Here is a 17,380-nt window from a genome sequence, read left to right as displayed (position 1 = left end):
ATGGGAATCATCGGGACTATCTTCATCGGCTTGATCGTTGGTCTGCTGGCTCGTTTTCTGAAGCCTGGCGATGACAGCATGGGTTGGATCATGACCATTCTGCTGGGTATCGCCGGCTCCCTGGCCGCGACCTACGGTGGTCAGGCCCTGGGTATCTACCAGGCTGGCGAAGGTGCCGGTTTCCTCGGCGCCCTGGTCGGTGCGATCATCCTGCTGGTGATCTACGGCATGATCAGCAAGAAGCGCTGATCCACTGCGTTCGATGCCTGTGGCGACGCCACGGGTATCACGCTGCGGGTATTGCAGCCCCCCTCGAGTTCGCCTCGATGGGGGCTGCGTCGTATCCGGGCTGTGGGTAGAATGGCCGACCTTTCATTCTGGGCCCTGCCATGCGCCGATTTCTCCTGCTCTGCCTCGTATTCGCTGCAGCCACTGCGCACGCTGAATTGCCGGAAACCGACTGGCTGCAACTGATGCCCAAGGCCGATCAGGAGGCGTTGGAGCGGATGCCCGAAATCGACCACGACTCGCCCGAGGCGCAGGGCACCTTCACCGAAAAGGGCGGCATGAAGCAGGCCAAGGGTCTGCCCGCCGTGATGTATTCCACCAAGACGGTGGCGGCCATGAACGGCAAGGACATCCGCATCGGCGGCTACCCCGTTCCGCTGGAAAGCGATGCCAAGGGCAACAGCACGCTGTTCTTCCTGGTGCCGTATCCGGGTGCCTGCATCCACGTGCCGCCACCGCCGCCGAACCAGCTGATCCTGGTGCGCTACCCCAAGGGCTTGAAACTGGCCGATATCTACACGCCGTTGTGGGTGACGGGCAAGGTCAAGGTGGAGAAGGTCAGCAATGACCTGGCCGATGCTGCCTATGCGCTGGATGCGCAGAAGGTGAGGGTGGTGAAGGAGTCGGATTTGTGAGGTTGTGAGGTGGTGAGTTTGCAGGTCTGGCCTCTTCGCGGGCAGAGCCCGCTCCCACAGGTAATCACATTGACCTGTGGGAGCGGGGCGGGCGGCGAGCCCTCTGCCCGCGAAGAGGCCAGACCTGCCTGCGAAGATCACAGCTGTGAAGCAGTAAACCTCACACCCATGGCACAGGCCGCGCCTGGCGCCAGTGTGACCACGTCGTCCCAGACGTTCGCCGTCTCGATGCACAGCATGCCCTGCCAGCCGTCGTCGGCCATGTCCGGCAAGGCTGCGGCCCGTGCGGTCCATGGGTTCCACACCACTGCACTGCGCGAGCCGGTGGAGGCGAGGGTTACCCGACGCTGCCAGCCCGGGTCGACGAAGCTCAGCTGCGCCGGAGTGTTCAGGTAGATCCGGTCGGTCTCGCCGGCAAACCCGAGCACACCGGCCTGCTGGCGAGGCTGCCAGTCGTCCAGGGTTTCGATGTAGGTCAGGCCGCCCAGGCACTCGACCGTGGCTTGGCGCACGTCACTGACGGCGAAGTAACTGTGCAGCGCCTGACTCAGGGTCACGGGATGGTCGTCCAGATTGCGGCTGTGCAAGGTGATCTCCAGGGTCTCGCCGAGCACCACGCACAGCTTGACCTCGACCTTGTGCGGCCATCCCGGCAGTTCGCCGCGAGCGGCCTGCGGTACGCTCAATTCGACCTTGATGCCCGATTCGAGCTGGTCGATGCCCAGCAGCTCCCAGTCCACCGTCCGCACCAGGCCGTGAGCGGGCGCTTCGTCGGTGGCGGTACGCATGGCCTGCACCGACTCGGGGTTGCGGGCCAGATTGCCGAACCACGGCCAGCACACCGGCACGCCAGTGCGAATGGCCTTGCCCGATTTGTAGAAGGCAGCGGGGTTGGGCCAGATCAGCGGCTGCTGGCCGTGGCGCTGGTAGCTGATCACTTGGGCGCCTTGCTGCGCGATCAGCAGCTCGGCCTGATCGGTGCTGATGCGCCAGCAATTGAGTTCATCGAGCTTGACCGATTCGACCTGCGGCTCAGACATGTAGAGTTCTCGCTATGGGTTCAAAAAGTCGGGTGACGCGCTGGGGGACCATCAGCGCCGCGGCGGTACCGCGCGGGTGCGACCGCTGCCGTCGATGGCGACGAACACGAACACGGCCTCGGTGACCTTGCGCCATTCGCTGGACAGCGGATCGTCGCTCCACACCTCGACCATCATCTGGATCGAGCTGCGGCCGATCTCCAGGGTCTGGGTATAGAAGGACAACTGCGCACCGACGGCGACCGGGACCAGGAAGGCCATGCGATCGATGGCCACCGTCGCCACGCGCCCTCCGGCGACCTTGCTGGCCATGGCCGTGCCGGCCAGGTCCATCTGGGCAACCAGCCAGCCGCCGAAAATATCGCCGAAGCCGTTGGTTTCGCGCGGCAGCGCGGTGATCTGCAAGGCCAGGTCGCCTTGGGGAATGGGATCTTCTTGTTCGAGTTCAATCATGCCGGGGGGGCCTCTGACCCGTGACGCTTTATTGGAGTGGCGCATCGATCGTCGCCAATGACAAAAGCCTACACGGCTTTTCTTTCAACTGGCGCACACAGGGTACCTCTGCGAAATCGGCTACAACGCTAGCTGCGCTTTCGCACAAAACCCTTCAATAATGCCCAGTATATAGGCGCAGAACCGCTATAACGACCGTTCGCTGTTCAATTACTGCGTTTGCCAATACAGGCCATGTGCTTTTTCTAGCAATTTGCTATCGTGCTTGCACTGCCAAACCCTAAACAGCAACAAAGCTGTGGATTTGTATATAAGAGAACATCAAATGACCGCCGCGCCTTCGAGTATCGCTCCGCCTTCGCGTCCGCTGACCCGCAGTGATTACAAGACACTTTCGTTGTCCGCCCTGGGCGGTGCACTTGAGTTCTATGACTTCATCATCTTCGTATTCTTCGCCGCCGTGGTGGGCAAGTTGTTCTTCCCCGCCGACATGCCCGAGTGGCTGCGGCTGATGCAGACCTTCGGCATCTTCGCCGCCGGTTACCTGGCGCGTCCGCTGGGCGGCATCATCATGGCGCACTTCGGCGACCTGCTGGGGCGCAAGAAGATGTTTACCTTGAGCATCTTCATGATGGCCGTGCCGACCCTGATCATGGGTCTGCTGCCGACGTACGCGCAGATCGGCATCTTCGCGCCGATCCTGCTGTTGCTGATGCGCGTGATCCAGGGAGCGGCCATCGGCGGTGAAGTGCCCGGGGCCTGGGTGTTCGTTTCCGAGCACGTGCCGGGGCGCAACGTCGGCTATGCCTGCGGCACGCTGACCTGCGGCCTGACCAGCGGGATACTGCTGGGGTCGCTGATGGCCACGGCCATCAACAGCATCTATACCCCGGCCGAGGTGTCGGATTACGCCTGGCGGATCCCGTTCCTGATTGGCGGTGTATTCGGTCTGGCGTCGGTGTACCTGCGTCGCTGGCTGCATGAAACCCCGGTCTTCGCCGAGCTGCAGCAACGCAAGGCACTGGCCGCCGAAGTGCCGCTGCGCACGGTGCTGCGCGACCATCGCGGGGCGGTGGCCATCTCCATGCTGCTGACGTGGTTGCTGTCGGCGGGGATCATCGTGGTCATCCTGATGACCCCGACCATCCTGCAGACCCTCTACGGCTTCACGCCCAAGCAGTCGCTGCAGGCCAACAGCCTGGCGATCGTGTTCCTCAGCCTTGGCTGCATCGGCTCGGGCGCGCTGGCCGACCGTTTTGGCGCCGGCAAGGTGTTCGTGTTCGGCAGCCTGGCGCTGCTGGCCACCTCGTGGACCCTGTTCCACAGCCTGCACGATCACCCCGATTGGCTGTTCCCGCTGTATGCGGCGACGGGCCTTTGCGTGGGCGTGATCGGCGCGGTGCCGTACGTGATGGTCAAGGCCTTCCCGGCCGTGGTGCGGTTCTCTGGTCTGTCGTTCTCGTACAACGTGGCCTATGCCATCTTCGGTGGCCTGACGCCGATGGCGGTTACCCTGCTGATGAAATCCAACCCCATGGGTCCGTCCTACTATGTGGCGGCGATCTGCGTGATCGGCTTCGTGTGCGGGCTTTACCTGATAGCCAAGAAGCGCTGATTCCGACGGCCTCGTTCGCCGGTTCTACCGGCGAACGGGGTCCCGCTGGGATGATGGCCATTCATCCTACTGTCACAATCCTTTCATAGAGTGTTCGCACGGCCCACCGATACTGAGCGCCGATTCAACACCCTTTTCTGGATTTGCTAGGAGCAAGGCATGAAACTCACGCGTTTGATGGCCGCCATGACCTTTGTCGCTGCTGGCGTTGCCACGGCCAATGCGGTAGCCGCCGTCGACCCTTCCATCCCTGCCTACGTCAAGACCACCGGCGTGTCGGGCAACCTGTCCAGTGTCGGCTCCGATACCCTGGCCAACCTGATGACCTTGTGGGCCGAGAACTACAAGAAGGAATACCCCAACGTCAACATCCAGATCCAGGCAGCAGGCTCGGCCACGGCGCCCACGGCGCTGATCGAGGGCACCGCCAACCTGGGTCCGATGAGCCGCAAGATGAAGGACACCGAAATGGCGGCCTTCGAACAGAAATACGGCTACAAGCCTACCGCCATTCCCGTGGCCGTCGACGCCCTGGCCGTGTTCGTGCACAAGGACAACCCGATCCAGCACCTGACCATGGAGCAGGTCGACGCCGTGTTCTCGTCCACCCGCCTGTGCGGCGCCAAGGCCGATGTGAAGACCTGGGGCGACCTGGGCGTGACCGGCGACCTGGCCAACAAGCCGGTGCAGCTGTTCGGTCGCAACTCGGTGTCCGGCACCTACGGCTACTTCAAGGAAGAAGCCCTGTGCAAGGGTGACTACAAGCCCAACGTGAACGAACAGCCAGGCTCGGCTTCGGTGGTGCAGTCGATCAGCAGTTCGCTGAACGGCATAGGTTACTCGGGCATCGGCTACAAGACAGCCAGCGTGAAGACCGTGCCGCTGGCCAAGAAGGGCAGCAGCGAGTTCATCGAAGACACCGAAGAGAACGCCCTGAACGGCAAGTACCCGTTGTCGCGCTTTCTCTATGTGTACGTCAATAAGGCGCCGAACAAGCCGCTGGCACCGCTGGAAGCCGAGTTCGTCAAGCTGATGCTGTCCAAGCAGGGCCAGGAAGTCGTGGTCAAGGATGGCTACATTCCCCTGCCCGCCAAGGTCGCTGCCAAGGCGCTGGCCGACCTGGGCCTGAAGGAAGGGGCCGACGTCGCCAAGCAGTGAACGACACCCTGACTTCGTAGGAGCGGTCTGTGGCCGCGAAAAGCGCGCTGCCGTGAAACCTGATGTACCGCGGTGACCGTTTCGCGGCCACGGACCGCTCCTACGGGATCAACCTACATCTATTCGCCGACGGCCCTGTGCCGGACGGCGATTTTGTCGCGTCACCTCATTGTCATGTTTCTGTCATACAGGATCGCTAGGGTGTGCGCATGAACGATCTGGCCAATTCCCCGATGACCCCGACTTCTCCACCCAAGCGCATCGATTTCAACACCCCCGAGATGCAACGCAAGCGGCGCATTCGTGCGCTCAAGGATCGCTTCACGCGTTGGTACGTCCTGGTGGGTGGCTTGGCCGTGCTGGCGGCGATCACGCTGATCTTCTTCTTTCTCGCCTATGTAGTCGTGCCGCTGTTCAAGGGCGCCGACCTGACCGTGGAGCCGCCTCTGCATCCGGCCTGGCTGCAGGACGCCGGTAAACCGCTGGTGTACGCGCTCGAAGAGCAGAACGAGGCGGGCATGCGCGTTTCGGAGCAGGGGGTCGCGCTGTTCTTCAACGCCCAGACGGGCGAAGAGCTGTCGCGCACATCGTTACCCATTCCAGCCGGCGTGACCGTGACTGCCAGCGCCAAGGACCAGCCCGGTACACCGTTGGTGGTACTGGGCTTGTCCAACGGCCAGGCCTTGGTGTTTCGCCACACCTACCGGGTGACCTACCCGGGCGGCAACAAGACCATCACGCCGGCGATCGAATACCCCTATGGCGATGCCCCCATCGCGCTCGACCCCCAGGGCCGCGCCCTGGAGCGGGTCAGTCTCAATGCCAGCGACGCCAGCCTGATTTTGGCCGGCTCGACCGGCGACCAGCTCAACGTGCTGCAGCTCACCCGCGAAGAAAGCATGATGACCGGCGAGGTCACCAACGAGCAGAAGCGCATCGAACTGCCGCAGATGAACCAGGCGGTGAAGGCGATCTTCATCGACCCGCGTCAGCAGTGGCTGTACGTGATCAACGGACGCGCCCAGGCCGATGTTTTCAGCCTGCGTGACCGCAGCATGAACGGCCGCTACAAGCTCAGCGAAAACGCCGACACCCAGATCACCGCCAGCGCGCAACTGGTCGGCGGCATCTCGCTGATCATCGGCGACTCCAAGGGCGGCCTGGCGCAATGGTTCATGGCCCGCGACGAGGACGGCGAGCCGCGCCTCAAGCAGATTCGTACGTTCCAGATGGGCCACTCGCCGATCGTGCAGATCAGCTCCGAACAGCGTCGCAAGGGCTTTACCGCCCTGGACGCTTCGGGCCAGCTGGGCGTGTTCCACAGCACCGCCCACCGTACGCTGCTGGTCGAGCAGGTGGTCGACGGCCCCGGTATCTACGCCCTGTCGCCACGGGCCAACAGGCTCATGGTCGAAGCCAACGGCGCATTGCAGCCTTTGAGCCTGCACAACCCGCATCCCGAGGTGTCGTGGAGCTCGATGTGGAGCAAGGTCTGGTACGAGAACTACGACAAGCCCGCCTATGTCTGGCAGTCGACAGCGGCCAACACCGATTTCGAGCCCAAGATGAGTCTTGCGCCGTTGACCTTCGGTACCTTGAAGGCCGCGTTCTATGCGATGCTGCTCGCCGCGCCACTGGCCATCGCCGCCGCGATCTACACCGCCTACTTCATGGCTCCGGGCATGCGTCGCAAGGTCAAGCCAGTCATCGAGCTGATGGAAGCCATGCCCACGGTGATCCTCGGCTTCTTCGCCGGCCTGTTTCTGGCACCCTATGTGGAAGGCCATCTGCCGGGTATCTTCAGCCTGCTTCTGCTCACGCCGCTGGGCATCCTGAGTGCAGGCTTTCTGGTCAGTCGTCTGCCCGAGTCGATTCGCCTGCGCATCCCGGACGGTTGGGAAAGTGCGATCTTGATCCCGGTGATCCTGCTGGTGGGCTGGTTCGCGCTGTACATGAGCCCGTTCCTGGAAACCTGGTGGTTCGGCGGCGACATGCGCCTGTGGATCAGCAACGACCTGGGCATCACCTACGACCAACGCAACGCGCTGGTAGTGGGCCTGGCCATGGGTTTCGCGGTCATTCCCAACATCTATTCGATTGCCGAGGACGCCGTGTTCAGCGTGCCGCGCGGGCTGACTCTGGGCTCGCTGGCGCTGGGCGCCACGCCGTGGCAGACATTGACGCGCGTGGTGATCCTGACCGCCAGCCCGGGCATCTTCTCGGCGCTGATGATCGGCATGGGCCGGGCCGTGGGCGAAACCATGATCGTGCTGATGGCCACCGGCAACACGCCGGTCATGGAAATGAACCTGTTCGAAGGACTGCGCACCCTGGCCGCCAACGTGGCGGTGGAAATGCCCGAGTCGGAAGTGGGCGGCAGCCATTACCGGGTGCTGTTCCTCTCGGCGCTGGTGTTGCTGTTGTTCACCTTCGTCATGAACACCGCGGCCGAGCTGATTCGTCAGCGCCTGCGCAAGAAATATTCATCGCTTTGAGAAAAGGTAGCCGGCTGTGAAGCAGAACTCCCTGAAAGGCTGGTTCAAGAGCGGCTCGCCCGGTGTCTGGATCAGCGGTGGCGCCGTGTCCATCGCGGTCATCATGACGCTGGGCCTGCTGGCCGTGATCGCTGTGCGCGGTCTGGCGCACTTCTGGCCGGCGGACCTGGTCCACGCCAGCTACAACGTGCCGGGGATGGCCAATCATCTGGTCATCGGCGAGATCGTGCAGCAGGAAGAGGTGCCGCGCGAACGTCTGAAGAGCGCTGGCCTGCCGGTGCCGGACGACGGTCCCGAGTTCATGACCCGAGAGCTGGTCAAGGTGGGCAACCGCGACATCAACGGTGCCGATTTCACCTGGATCGTCGGTGACTGGCTGACCGAACAGAGCACCCCACCCGAATTGCTGGCGCTGGAACGTCGCGAGTGGGGCAATTTCTACGGCTACCTGGTCAACATCAAGGAGCAGGGCAAGGTCGTGGCCGAGGGCGAGGGTGCTTGGCCGGAGCTGCAAAGCCGCATCTTGCGGGTCAGCGACCTGGCGGACGCGCTCGGCCGACTGGAAAAATCCGACATCGGCAAGGTCAACGCCGGGCTTGAGAGGCTGCGTCTGCAAAGCCGTCGCCTGGAGCTCGAAGGCCAGCTCAACCCCGCCGCTCAGGCCGACATGGACGCCGAGCGCGCCGAACTCGATGCGCGCTACAAAGACATCGAAACCCGCCTGGGTGCGCTCCATGCTCAGGTCAACCGCGACAGCATCACGGTGCGCGACGCCAACGGCAAGGAAATCGAGGTCCAGCTGGGCCAGATCGTCCACGCCTATCAGCCCAATGCCATGAGCACGCTGACCAAGCTGGGTTTCTACTTTAACAAGATGTGGGAATTCCTCAGCGACGATCCCCGTGAAGCCAATACCGAAGGCGGGATCTTCCCGGCCATTTTCGGCACGGTGATGATGACCCTGATCATGGCCGTCATCGTCACGCCGTTTGGCGTGCTGGCGGCGGTCTATCTGCGCGAATACGCGAAACAGAATACCGTCACCCGGCTGATTCGCATCGCGGTGAACAACCTGGCCGGTGTGCCGGCTATCGTCTATGGCGTGTTCGGCCTGGGCTTCTTCGTCTATGTGCTGGGCGGCTCGCTCGATCGGCTGTTCTTTCCCGAAGCCCTGCCGGCGCCGACCTTCGGCACGCCGGGGCTGCTATGGGCGTCGCTGACCCTGGCGTTGCTGGCGGTGCCGGTGGTGATCGTGGCCACCGAGGAGGGCCTGGCGCGGATTCCGCGGACCGTGCGCGAGGGCTCCCTGGCCCTGGGTGCGACCAAGGCGGAAACCCTGTGGAAGATCGTCCTGCCCATGGCCAGCCCGGCGATGATGACCGGCATGATCCTGGCGGTGGCCCGTGCCGCCGGCGAGGTGGCCCCGCTGATGCTGGTGGGCGTGGTCAAGCTGGCGCCGTCGCTGCCGCTGGACGGCAACTACCCGTACTTGCACCTGGATCAGAAGATCATGCACCTGGGCTTTCATATCTACGACGTCGGCTTCCAGAGCCCCAACGTCGAGGCGGCGCGACCGCTGGTGTATGCCACCGCATTGTTGCTGGTGCTGGTGATCGCTACGCTGAACCTGTCGGCGGTCTGGATTCGCAACCATCTGCGCGAGAAGTACAAGGCGCTGGACAGTTAGGGGGGGTGTCAGCCAGGTCCTCTTCGCGGGCAGAGCCCGCTCCCACACGCCCGCGAAGAGACCCTCACAGCCTTCAGAATATTTCAACTTAGCACTGAATTTGACAGCCTTTGGAGTCTGCCATGCAGCATGAAAACCCATCCCATGGCATCAACCTGTCGGCCCTGGGACGCGACAAGCAGAGCCTGAACCTGGCCAAGGAGACCGTGGCCATCGAAGTGCCCGGCCTGAGCCTGTTCTACGGCGACAAGCAAGCGCTATTCGACATCGCCATGAACATCCCCAAACAGCGCGTGACCGCGTTCATCGGTCCTTCGGGCTGCGGCAAGTCGACCCTGCTACGCACCTTCAACCGCATGAACGACCTGGTCGACGGCTGCCGCGTGCAGGGCGCGATCAACCTCTATGGCAACGATATCTACCGCAAGGGCGAAGACGTCGCCGAACTGCGCCGCCGCGTCGGCATGGTGTTTCAGAAGCCCAATCCGTTTCCCAAGACCATCTACGAAAACGTGGTCTACGGCCTGCGCATCCAGGGTATCAACAAGAAGCGCATCCTCGACGAAGCGGTCGAATGGGCACTCAGGGGCGCGGCGCTGTGGGACGAGGTCAAGGATCGCCTGCACGAGTCCGCCCTGGGCCTGTCCGGCGGCCAGCAGCAGCGTCTGGTAATCGCCCGCACCATCGCCGTGGAGCCCGAGGTCTTGCTGCTCGACGAGCCCTGCTCGGCACTCGATCCGATCTCCACGCTCAAGGTCGAGGAATTGATCTACGAGCTCAAGTCTAAGTACACCATCGTCATCGTCACCCACAACATGCAGCAGGCGGCACGGGTGTCCGACTACACGGCGTTCATGTACATGGGCAAGCTGGTGGAGTTCGGCGACACCGACACGCTGTTCACCAACCCGGCCAAGAAGCAGACCGAAGACTACATCACCGGTCGCTACGGCTAGGGCTTCGCCGCCGTTGCTGGCATCATCCCGAGCGGACGCACCAAGGATTCGACCCATGATCAGTAAAGAAGGCCTCACCCATCACATCTCGCAGCAGTTCAACGCCGAACTGGAGGAGGTGCGCAGCCACCTGCTGGCCATGGGCGGGCTGGTCGAGAAGCAAGTCAACGACGCGGTCACCGCGCTGATCGAGGCCGACTCCGGCCTGGCCCAGCAGGTGCGCGAGGTCGACGAGCAGATCAACCAGATGGAACGCAACATCGACGAGGAATGCCTGCGCATCCTGGCGCGGCGACAGCCGGCGGCCTCGGACCTGCGGCTGATCATCAGCATTTCCAAATCGGTGATCGACCTGGAGCGCATCGGCGACGAATCCACCAAGATCGCCCGCCGGGCCATTCAGCTGTGCGAGGAGGGCGAGTCGCCCCGTGGCTACGTCGAGGTGCGCCACATCGGCGACCAGGTGCGCATCATGGTGCGCGACGCGCTCGACGCCTTCGCCCGCTTCGACGCCGACCTGGCCCTGTCGGTGGCCCAGTACGACAAGACCATCGATCGCGAGTACAAGACCGCCCTGCGCGAGCTGGTCACCTACATGATGGAAGACCCGCGCTCCATTTCCCGCGTGCTCAACGTGATCTGGGTACTGCGCTCGCTGGAGCGCATCGGCGACCACGCGCGCAACATCTCCGAACTGGTGATTTACCTGGTCCGCGGCACCGATGTACGGCACATGGGCCTCAAGCGCATGAAGCAGGAAGTCGAAGGCACCCTCGACAGCGCTAATGTTCTGGACCAACCTGACGATAAGTAAGAGGGTCCGACACGAACGCCCGGCCTTTGCCGGGCGTTTTTCGTTGTGGGGCGAAGCGAGGCAGCCGTGTGGCCAGCCCCGCCGAACGGCACGTGGCCTTCGGCGCGTGGCGATGCCTGCGCGGTTTTCAGGAGCGGTCGATGAGCAAGATCAGTGTGCTGGTAGTGGATGATGCGCCGTTCATTCGCGACCTGGTGAAGAAATGCCTGCGCAATGCCTTTCCCGGCATCGTCGTCGAGGACGCAGTGAACGGCCGCAAGGCGCAGTCGCTGATGATGCACAACAGCTACGACATGGTGCTGTGCGACTGGGAAATGCCGGAAATGTCCGGCCTTGAACTGCTGACCTGGACCCGCGAGCAGGAAAACAGCAAGACCTTGCCCTTCATCATGGTGACCAGCCGTGGCGACAAGGAAAACGTCGTGCAGGCGATCCAGGCCGGCGTGTCCGATTACATCGGCAAGCCGTTCACCAACGAGCAGCTGATGACCAAGGTCAAGAAGGCCCTGGCCAAGGTCGGCAAGCTACAGGCGCTGGCAGCCGGTGCACCGACGCGCCAACAGGCCGCCTCGGCCTTTGCCAACGATTCGCTGAGTGCGCTGACCTCGGGCCGCGCCGAGCCTGCGCGACCTGTAGCCCCTGCGCCTCGGCCGGCCGCCGCAGCACCGGCCAGTGCGCCAGCTCCAGGCGCGCGAGCCACCGCGCCCATGGGGCGTGGACAAGGCCAACTGCGCCTGCCCGGCGGCAGCCAGCAGTGCGTGATCAAGGCCTTGAGCCTCAAGGAGGCCTTGCTGGTCGTGCGGCGCACCGACACGCTGCCTCAGGTGCTGGAACTGGCCGTGCTCGATCTGGAGCAGGGCGAGAATGCCGAGGTGGCGCGTCTCAACGGCTATCTGCACGCCGTGGCCGCGTTCGAGCCCAAGCCCGACAGCGACTGGCTGCAGCTGACCTTCCGTTTTCTCGACCAGGATGCGCAGAAACTCGACTACGTCTCGCGCCTGATCGCCCGGGGCTCGGTGCAGAAACATTTCGTGCCAGGCGCCTGACAGGTGGCACATTGCCGCTCTGCAGATACCTGCTAATCTTGGCGCACGTTCCCCTTCAGACATCGTCCCCATGGTCTATCGCCTCCTGCTGATCTGCGGCCTGCTCGCGGCCGCTCCCATGGCTCAGGCCGCGACCGTCTACAAGTTCACCAATGCCGATGGCGTCACGTCCTATACCGATCAGCCCGTGCCCGGCGCACGGGTCTTCGTGATGCGCGAGCGCATCGTCGAGCGGATCGACCGGCAGGTTCGTCTGGAAGTGAAGAAAAGCAAGGGCAGCGCCAATTTCATGGTGCGCAACGATCTGTACGCACCCGTCGAGGTCGAACTGAAACTGAGCAAGTTGCGCAACGTGCAGGGTCTGCCGCCCAGCAGCATCCGCCGCGTCGTGCCGGCGCGCAGCAGCGTCAGCCTGGTGACACTGACGGCCCAGCAGGTTGGCAAGCCGCTGGGCTATGTCCAGACTCTGGTGTCTTCCATCGGCGACCCGCAGGGTGAGGCGCACGGCTACCGCTATCCGTTCCCCTGGCGCGGCGGGCCCTTCCGCCTGACCCAGGGGCCCAATGGCACCTACAGCCATTTCGGCGCCAAAGGGCGCTACGCCATGGACATCGCCATGCCCGAAGGCACGCCGATCATCGCAGCGCGCGGCGGTACGGTGATCAAGGTGGAGAACAACCAGACCAACCGCGGCGACAACCCGTCGGGCAACTTCGTGCGCATCCTCCACGAGGACGGCACCATGGGTGTCTATCTGCACCTGATGCGCGGTTCGGTGAGCGTCAAGGAAGGGCAGCAGGTCAGCGTTGGCTCGGCGCTGGCGCGCTCGGGCAACACCGGCAACAGCACCGGCCCGCACCTGCACTTCGTGGTGCAACGCAACGTCGGCCTGGCATTGGAGTCGATTCCCTACCAGTTCGACCGGCCACTGGGCGTACTGCCCAACTTCGCCGTCGGCGGCCAATAACGCCCCTTACAGGAACCACCCCCTGTGGGAGCGGGTTCTACCCGCGAAGAAGCCATCGAGCCCACTGCATATCCCAACGCCCCACTCGCAGGCAGCACTGACCTGCCGCACCTCACTCGATCTTGAGCACCTTGGCCAGGATGATCTTGGGCCCCTTCATCTTCTTGATGATGATGCGCAAACCTTCCACCTCCAGCAGCTCCTCTTCCTCGGGCACCCGCTTGAGGGTCTCGTAGATCAGGCCTGCCAGGGTTTCTGCCTCGATGTGATCCAGGTCCACCCCCAACAGCCGCTCGACCTTGAACAGCGGCGTATCGCCCCGCACCAGCAGCTTGCCGGGTTGATAGGCCAGAATGCCGCGCTCGGCCTTGCGATGTTCGTCCTGGATGTCGCCGACCAGCACTTCCAGCACGTCTTCCATGGTCAGGTAGCCGATGATCTTGCCATCGGCCTCCTCGACCAGGGCAAAGTGCGCGCCGCCCTTGCGGAACTGTTCCAGCAGACGCGACAGCGGCATGTGCCGCGACACCCGTTCCAGAGGACGGGTCAGCTCGGCCAGGTTGAACGACTCGGGCAGGTGGTCGAGCGCGGCCAGTTCCAGCAGCAGATCCTTGATGTGCAGCAGGCCGACGAACTCTTCGCGCTCGGTGTCGTACACCGGATAGCGACTGAACTTGTGGCGACGAAACATCGCCAGGATTTCCTTGAGCGGCGCGTTGAATTCCAGGCTCACCAGGTCTTCGCGCGAGTTGGCCCAATCCACCACCTCCAGTTCGCCCATCTCCACTGCCGAGGCCAGTACGCGCATGCCTTGGTCACTGGGGTCCTGGCCACGGCTTGAGTGCAGGATCAGCTTGAGCTCGTCGCGGCTGTAGTGGTGCTCGTGGTGCGGGCCGGGTTCGCCCTGGCCGGCAATGCGCAGAATGCCGTTGGCACTGGCGTTGAGCAGGTAGATGGCCGGGTACATGGCCCAGTAGAACAGGTACAGCGGCACCGCCGTCCACATCGACAGCAGTTCGGGCTTGCGGATCGCCCAGGACTTGGGCGCCAGCTCGCCGACCACGATGTGCAGGTACGAGATAACGAAGAAGGCGCTGAAGAACGACACGCCCTTGATGACTTCCGGCGACTGCACGCCGACGGCGCCCAGCAACGGTTCGAGGATGTGTGCGAACGCCGGTTCACCGACCCAGCCCAGGCCCAGCGAGGCCAGGGTGATACCCAGCTGGCAGGCGGAAAGGTAGGCATCGAGCTGGCTGTGCACGGTGCGCAGAATGCTGCCACGCCATCCATGCTTCTTGGCGATGGCCTCCACCCGAGTCGAGCGCAGCTTGACCATGGCGAACTCGGCAGCTACGAAGAAGCCGTTGAGCAAGACCAGGAACAGAGCGAAAAGAATCATGCCGAAGTCGGCGAACAGTGACGAAAGGGAGATGCCTGTGGAAGGGTCCATGGTGGCGTTTTACGGTGTCCGTGTGCTGGAGGGGAGTGAGGCGATACCCAGGGTGGGTAATGTGTTTGGCAATGTAACGGCTGGACGGGCCCTTGCCTAGGGGGTGTGCTGATAAGGCAGCCATATGCAGCGTTCTCCCAACACACCGCAGCGCCTGCTTCGCGGCCGATGACCGCTCCCACGACAGGATCGCGCCCTGCGCGGTTACCGAGCCACGACCTGTACCAACGAGAAGTGACACGTGAAGATGCTGCCATGACCCGGCACGCTGCTGATCTCCAGCGTTGCCCGATGGCGCAGCAGCACGTGCTTGACGATGGCCAGCCCCAGCCCGGTGCCACCAGTGTTGGAGGCCCGGCTGGAGTCCACGCGATAGAAGCGCTCGGTCAGGCGCGGCAGGTGCTTGGCATCGATACCGATCCCCGAATCCTGTACCCGCAGATGGGCGCCCTGGGCGTCGGTCCAGCAGCGTACGCGGATGGTCCCCTGTTCCGGCGTGTATTTCACCGCGTTGAAAATCAGGTTGGAAAACGCGCTGCGCAGTTCGGCCTCGCTGCCCTTGAGCAGTACCTCGTTTTCGATGTCCAGGCTGATCGTCTGGTTGCGCGGCCCGGACAGGGCCCGGGCGTCGCTGACGATACTGTGCAGCAGGGCCGTGACCGCCACCGGCAGGTTGTCCGAGGGGTAATCGGTGGCTTCCAGCTTGGCCAGCAACAGCAGGTCGTTGAGCAGGGTCTGCATGCGCACGCCTTGCTGCTCCATCTGCTGCAGAGCCCGGGTCCAGCGCGGGTTCACGTCCTCGACGTTGTCCAGCAGAGTTTCCAGGTAGCCGGTGATCACGGTCAGCGGCGTGCGCAGCTCGTGGGACACATTGGCCACGAAATCCTTGCGCATCTGTTCCAGCTGATGGATGCGAGTCACGTCGCGCACCAGCATCAAGTGTTCGTTGTTGCCATAGCGGGTGATCAGAAACTGCACACGCAGACGGTCATTGACCGGCGAGGGAATCTCCAGCGGCTCGGCGTACTGCTCTTGGGCGAAGTATTCCTTGAAACGCGGATGGCGGATCAGATTGGTCACCGGCTGACCACTGTCCTGGGGTGTCTTGAGCCCCAGCAGGGTCTCGGCGGCGCGGTTCCACCATTCCAGGTTGCCGTCGGCATCGAGCATGATCACGGCATCGCGCAGGGCCGCAGTGGACTCCTGCACGCGATCGATCACGGCCTGCAGACGCCCGCGCGCGCGCTGATCGCGGCGCTGCATGTGATAGATGCTGTCGAACACCTCACCCCACAGGCCATAGCCGTCGGGCGGCGGTTGATCCGGCTGGTGCTCGCGCAGCCAGCGGTGCAGACGCAGCAGCTGCTTGAGCGTCCAGGCCAGGTACACCGCCAGACCCAGCGCCAGACACCAACCGTAATGGCCGGTGATCAGCCCGACCAGCAGGCATCCCGCGACCAGCAACAGCATGTGACGCACGAGGGTGGCATACCAGTCTTGTTTCACGTATCGCGCATCCTATGCTGTGAAAACCTGCCGGTTCAGCTCTTGGTGGAAAAGCGGTAACCGGTGCCGCGCACGGTTTGTACCAGATTTTCGTAGGCGTCGCCCAAGGCCTTGCGCAGCCGACGGATGTGAACGTCCACCGTGCGTTCCTCGACGTAGACATTGCCGCCCCAGACCTGGTCGAGCAACTGCCCGCGAGTGTAGGCACGTTCCTGGTGGGTCATGAAGAACTGCAACAGACGGTATTCGGTAGGGCCCATCTCGGCGGGCTTGCCGTCGATCGTGACCCGATGGCTGATCGGGTCCAGCAACAGACCACCGACCTCTATCGGCGATTCGCCATCGCTGGGGCCGGCGCGGCGCAGCACGGCCTTGAGCCGGGCCACCAGTTCGCGTGGCGAGAACGGCTTGGTGATGTAGTCGTCGGCACCGACTTCCAGCCCCTGGATCTTGTTGTCTTCCTCACCCTTGGCGGTGAGCATGATGATCGGGATATCGCCGGTCAGCTCGTCGCGCTTGAGCCGGCGTGCCAGTTCGATGCCCGAGGTGCCGGGCAGCATCCAGTCGAGCAGGATGAGATCGGGTTTGCGGTCGACGATGATCGCATGGGCCTGCTGCGCGTTCTCCGCCTCGAAGCTGTCGTAGCCTGCCATTTCCAGGGCTACGGCGATCATTTCGCGGATCGGTGCCTCATCGTCGACGATGAGAATGCTCCTGCCAGCCATTGTGCAAACCTCTTGTCATTACCCTGTCATGCGCCGCATTAGATAACGCAATTATTGCAGTCGTGTGACAGCTGCTTGAGCGTATCAAGTTATTCAGACTGTACTAAGCTGTAAATCCCTGTTCATTGATGACGAGAGGCACCCATGAAGACTCGTACGACTTCGGCCTGGACGGCCCTGTGTGGCGCCCTGGCGCTGACGCTGTCCGGCTTGGCCATGGCCGCCGACCACCCGCGCCTGGAGCCGGGCAAGGCGTTCGTCGACAGCCGCGGCATGACGCTCTACACCTATGCCGAAGACGAAGACGGCAAGTCGACGTGCAACGCCGACTGCGCGAAGAACTGGCCGCCGCTGATGGCCGACAAGGGTGCCGCCGACGACGGCGACTGGACCGTGATCAGCCGCGACGATGGCAGCCTGCAGTGGGCCTACATGGGCAGCCCGCTGTACACCTACAAGAACGACAAGAAGCCCGGCGACATCAGCGGTGATGGCAAGAAAGACAACGCCTGGCAGGTCGCCCGTCCCGTCGAAGACTGAAC

16 protein-coding genes are annotated in these 17,380 nt (G+C 63.2%); 11 read left to right on the top strand and 5 right to left on the bottom strand.

Features of this window, described 5'->3' with window-relative positions; all coding sequences use genetic code 11:
• Both BLV18_RS20700 and BLV18_RS20695 read left to right on the top strand, forming a co-directional pair.
• Nucleotides 1-249, top strand: a complete 249-nt coding sequence (locus BLV18_RS20700; protein ID WP_049860394.1) for a GlsB/YeaQ/YmgE family stress response membrane protein — start codon at nucleotides 1-3, stop codon at nucleotides 247-249.
• A gap of 140 nt (nucleotides 250-389) precedes the next feature.
• Entirely contained in the window at nucleotides 390-923 is a 534-nt protein-coding gene (locus tag BLV18_RS20695) for a DUF3299 domain-containing protein (RefSeq protein WP_049860393.1), read from the top strand.
• Nucleotides 924-1,060: 137 nt separating this feature from the next.
• Here the strand turns inward: BLV18_RS20695 and BLV18_RS20690 are convergent, their stop codons facing one another.
• Both BLV18_RS20690 and BLV18_RS20685 read right to left on the bottom strand, forming a co-directional pair.
• On the bottom strand, nucleotides 1,061-1,963 hold the full coding sequence (locus BLV18_RS20690) for a D-hexose-6-phosphate mutarotase (RefSeq protein ID WP_090361537.1): 903 nt from the start codon (nucleotides 1,961-1,963) through the stop codon (nucleotides 1,061-1,063).
• 51 nt (nucleotides 1,964-2,014) lie between these two features.
• The gene (locus tag BLV18_RS20685; RefSeq protein ID WP_043192132.1) at nucleotides 2,015-2,416 is read right to left on the bottom strand and encodes an acyl-CoA thioesterase; all 402 of its coding nucleotides are present in this window, start codon (nucleotides 2,414-2,416) and stop codon (nucleotides 2,015-2,017) included.
• Between the two features lie 325 nt (nucleotides 2,417-2,741).
• Between BLV18_RS20685 and BLV18_RS20680 the strand changes: the two genes are divergently transcribed.
• From BLV18_RS20680 to BLV18_RS20645, 8 genes are all read left to right on the top strand, one after another.
• Nucleotides 2,742-4,031: an MFS transporter gene (locus BLV18_RS20680; protein ID WP_090361534.1), complete on the top strand. Its 1,290-nt coding sequence runs from the start codon at nucleotides 2,742-2,744 to the stop codon at nucleotides 4,029-4,031.
• A gap of 159 nt (nucleotides 4,032-4,190) precedes the next feature.
• Complete coding sequence (locus BLV18_RS20675) at nucleotides 4,191-5,189, top strand: phosphate ABC transporter substrate-binding protein PstS family protein (RefSeq protein WP_049860390.1); 999 nt, start codon at nucleotides 4,191-4,193, stop codon at nucleotides 5,187-5,189.
• Between the two features lie 461 nt (nucleotides 5,190-5,650).
• Entirely contained in the window at nucleotides 5,651-7,684 is a 2,034-nt protein-coding gene (locus BLV18_RS20670; RefSeq protein ID WP_177327961.1) for an ABC transporter permease subunit, read from the top strand.
• Between the two features lie 16 nt (nucleotides 7,685-7,700).
• Nucleotides 7,701-9,371: a phosphate ABC transporter permease PstA gene (gene pstA, locus BLV18_RS20665; protein ID WP_090361528.1), complete on the top strand. Its 1,671-nt coding sequence runs from the start codon at nucleotides 7,701-7,703 to the stop codon at nucleotides 9,369-9,371.
• Between the two features lie 122 nt (nucleotides 9,372-9,493).
• Complete coding sequence (gene pstB, locus BLV18_RS20660) at nucleotides 9,494-10,327, top strand: phosphate ABC transporter ATP-binding protein PstB (protein ID WP_049860387.1); 834 nt, start codon at nucleotides 9,494-9,496, stop codon at nucleotides 10,325-10,327.
• A 55-nt stretch (nucleotides 10,328-10,382) separates the two neighbouring features.
• A complete protein-coding gene (phoU, locus tag BLV18_RS20655) occupies nucleotides 10,383-11,141 on the top strand; it encodes a phosphate signaling complex protein PhoU (RefSeq protein WP_043192144.1) in 759 nt (252 codons plus the stop codon).
• Nucleotides 11,142-11,281: 140 nt separating this feature from the next.
• The gene (locus tag BLV18_RS20650; RefSeq protein WP_090361525.1) at nucleotides 11,282-12,187 is read left to right on the top strand and encodes a response regulator; all 906 of its coding nucleotides are present in this window, start codon (nucleotides 11,282-11,284) and stop codon (nucleotides 12,185-12,187) included.
• A gap of 70 nt (nucleotides 12,188-12,257) precedes the next feature.
• On the top strand, nucleotides 12,258-13,154 hold the full coding sequence (locus tag BLV18_RS20645; RefSeq protein ID WP_090361522.1) for a peptidoglycan DD-metalloendopeptidase family protein: 897 nt from the start codon (nucleotides 12,258-12,260) through the stop codon (nucleotides 13,152-13,154).
• 112 nt (nucleotides 13,155-13,266) lie between these two features.
• On the opposite strand, the gene BLV18_RS20640 is transcribed toward BLV18_RS20645, so the two are convergent.
• The 3 genes from BLV18_RS20640 to phoB form a co-directional block, all read right to left on the bottom strand.
• Nucleotides 13,267-14,607 (bottom strand): hemolysin family protein, encoded by a 1,341-nt coding sequence (locus BLV18_RS20640; protein ID WP_043192150.1) that lies wholly within the window; start codon nucleotides 14,605-14,607, stop codon nucleotides 13,267-13,269.
• Between the two features lie 204 nt (nucleotides 14,608-14,811).
• On the bottom strand, nucleotides 14,812-16,077 hold the full coding sequence (phoR, locus tag BLV18_RS20635) for a phosphate regulon sensor histidine kinase PhoR (protein ID WP_244156974.1): 1,266 nt from the start codon (nucleotides 16,075-16,077) through the stop codon (nucleotides 14,812-14,814).
• 71 nt (nucleotides 16,078-16,148) lie between these two features.
• Nucleotides 16,149-16,838 carry a phosphate regulon transcriptional regulator PhoB gene (phoB, locus tag BLV18_RS20630; protein WP_043192154.1) on the bottom strand — a complete coding sequence of 230 codons (690 nt, stop codon included), beginning with the start codon at nucleotides 16,836-16,838 and terminating at the stop codon, nucleotides 16,149-16,151.
• Nucleotides 16,839-16,982: 144 nt separating this feature from the next.
• Here phoB and BLV18_RS20625 point away from each other — a divergent pair, with 144 nt between their 5' ends.
• Nucleotides 16,983-17,378 carry a COG4315 family predicted lipoprotein gene (locus tag BLV18_RS20625; RefSeq protein ID WP_090361515.1) on the top strand — a complete coding sequence of 132 codons (396 nt, stop codon included), beginning with the start codon at nucleotides 16,983-16,985 and terminating at the stop codon, nucleotides 17,376-17,378.
• Nucleotides 17,379-17,380: the final 2 nt, after the last annotated feature.

The sequence above is a fragment of the Pseudomonas coleopterorum genome, assembly GCF_900105555.1.
Taxonomy (GTDB): Bacteria; Pseudomonadota; Gammaproteobacteria; order Pseudomonadales; family Pseudomonadaceae; genus Aquipseudomonas; species Aquipseudomonas coleopterorum.
Note: the sequence above shows the minus strand (reverse complement) of the source record. Positions and strands in the feature narration are given on the sequence as shown.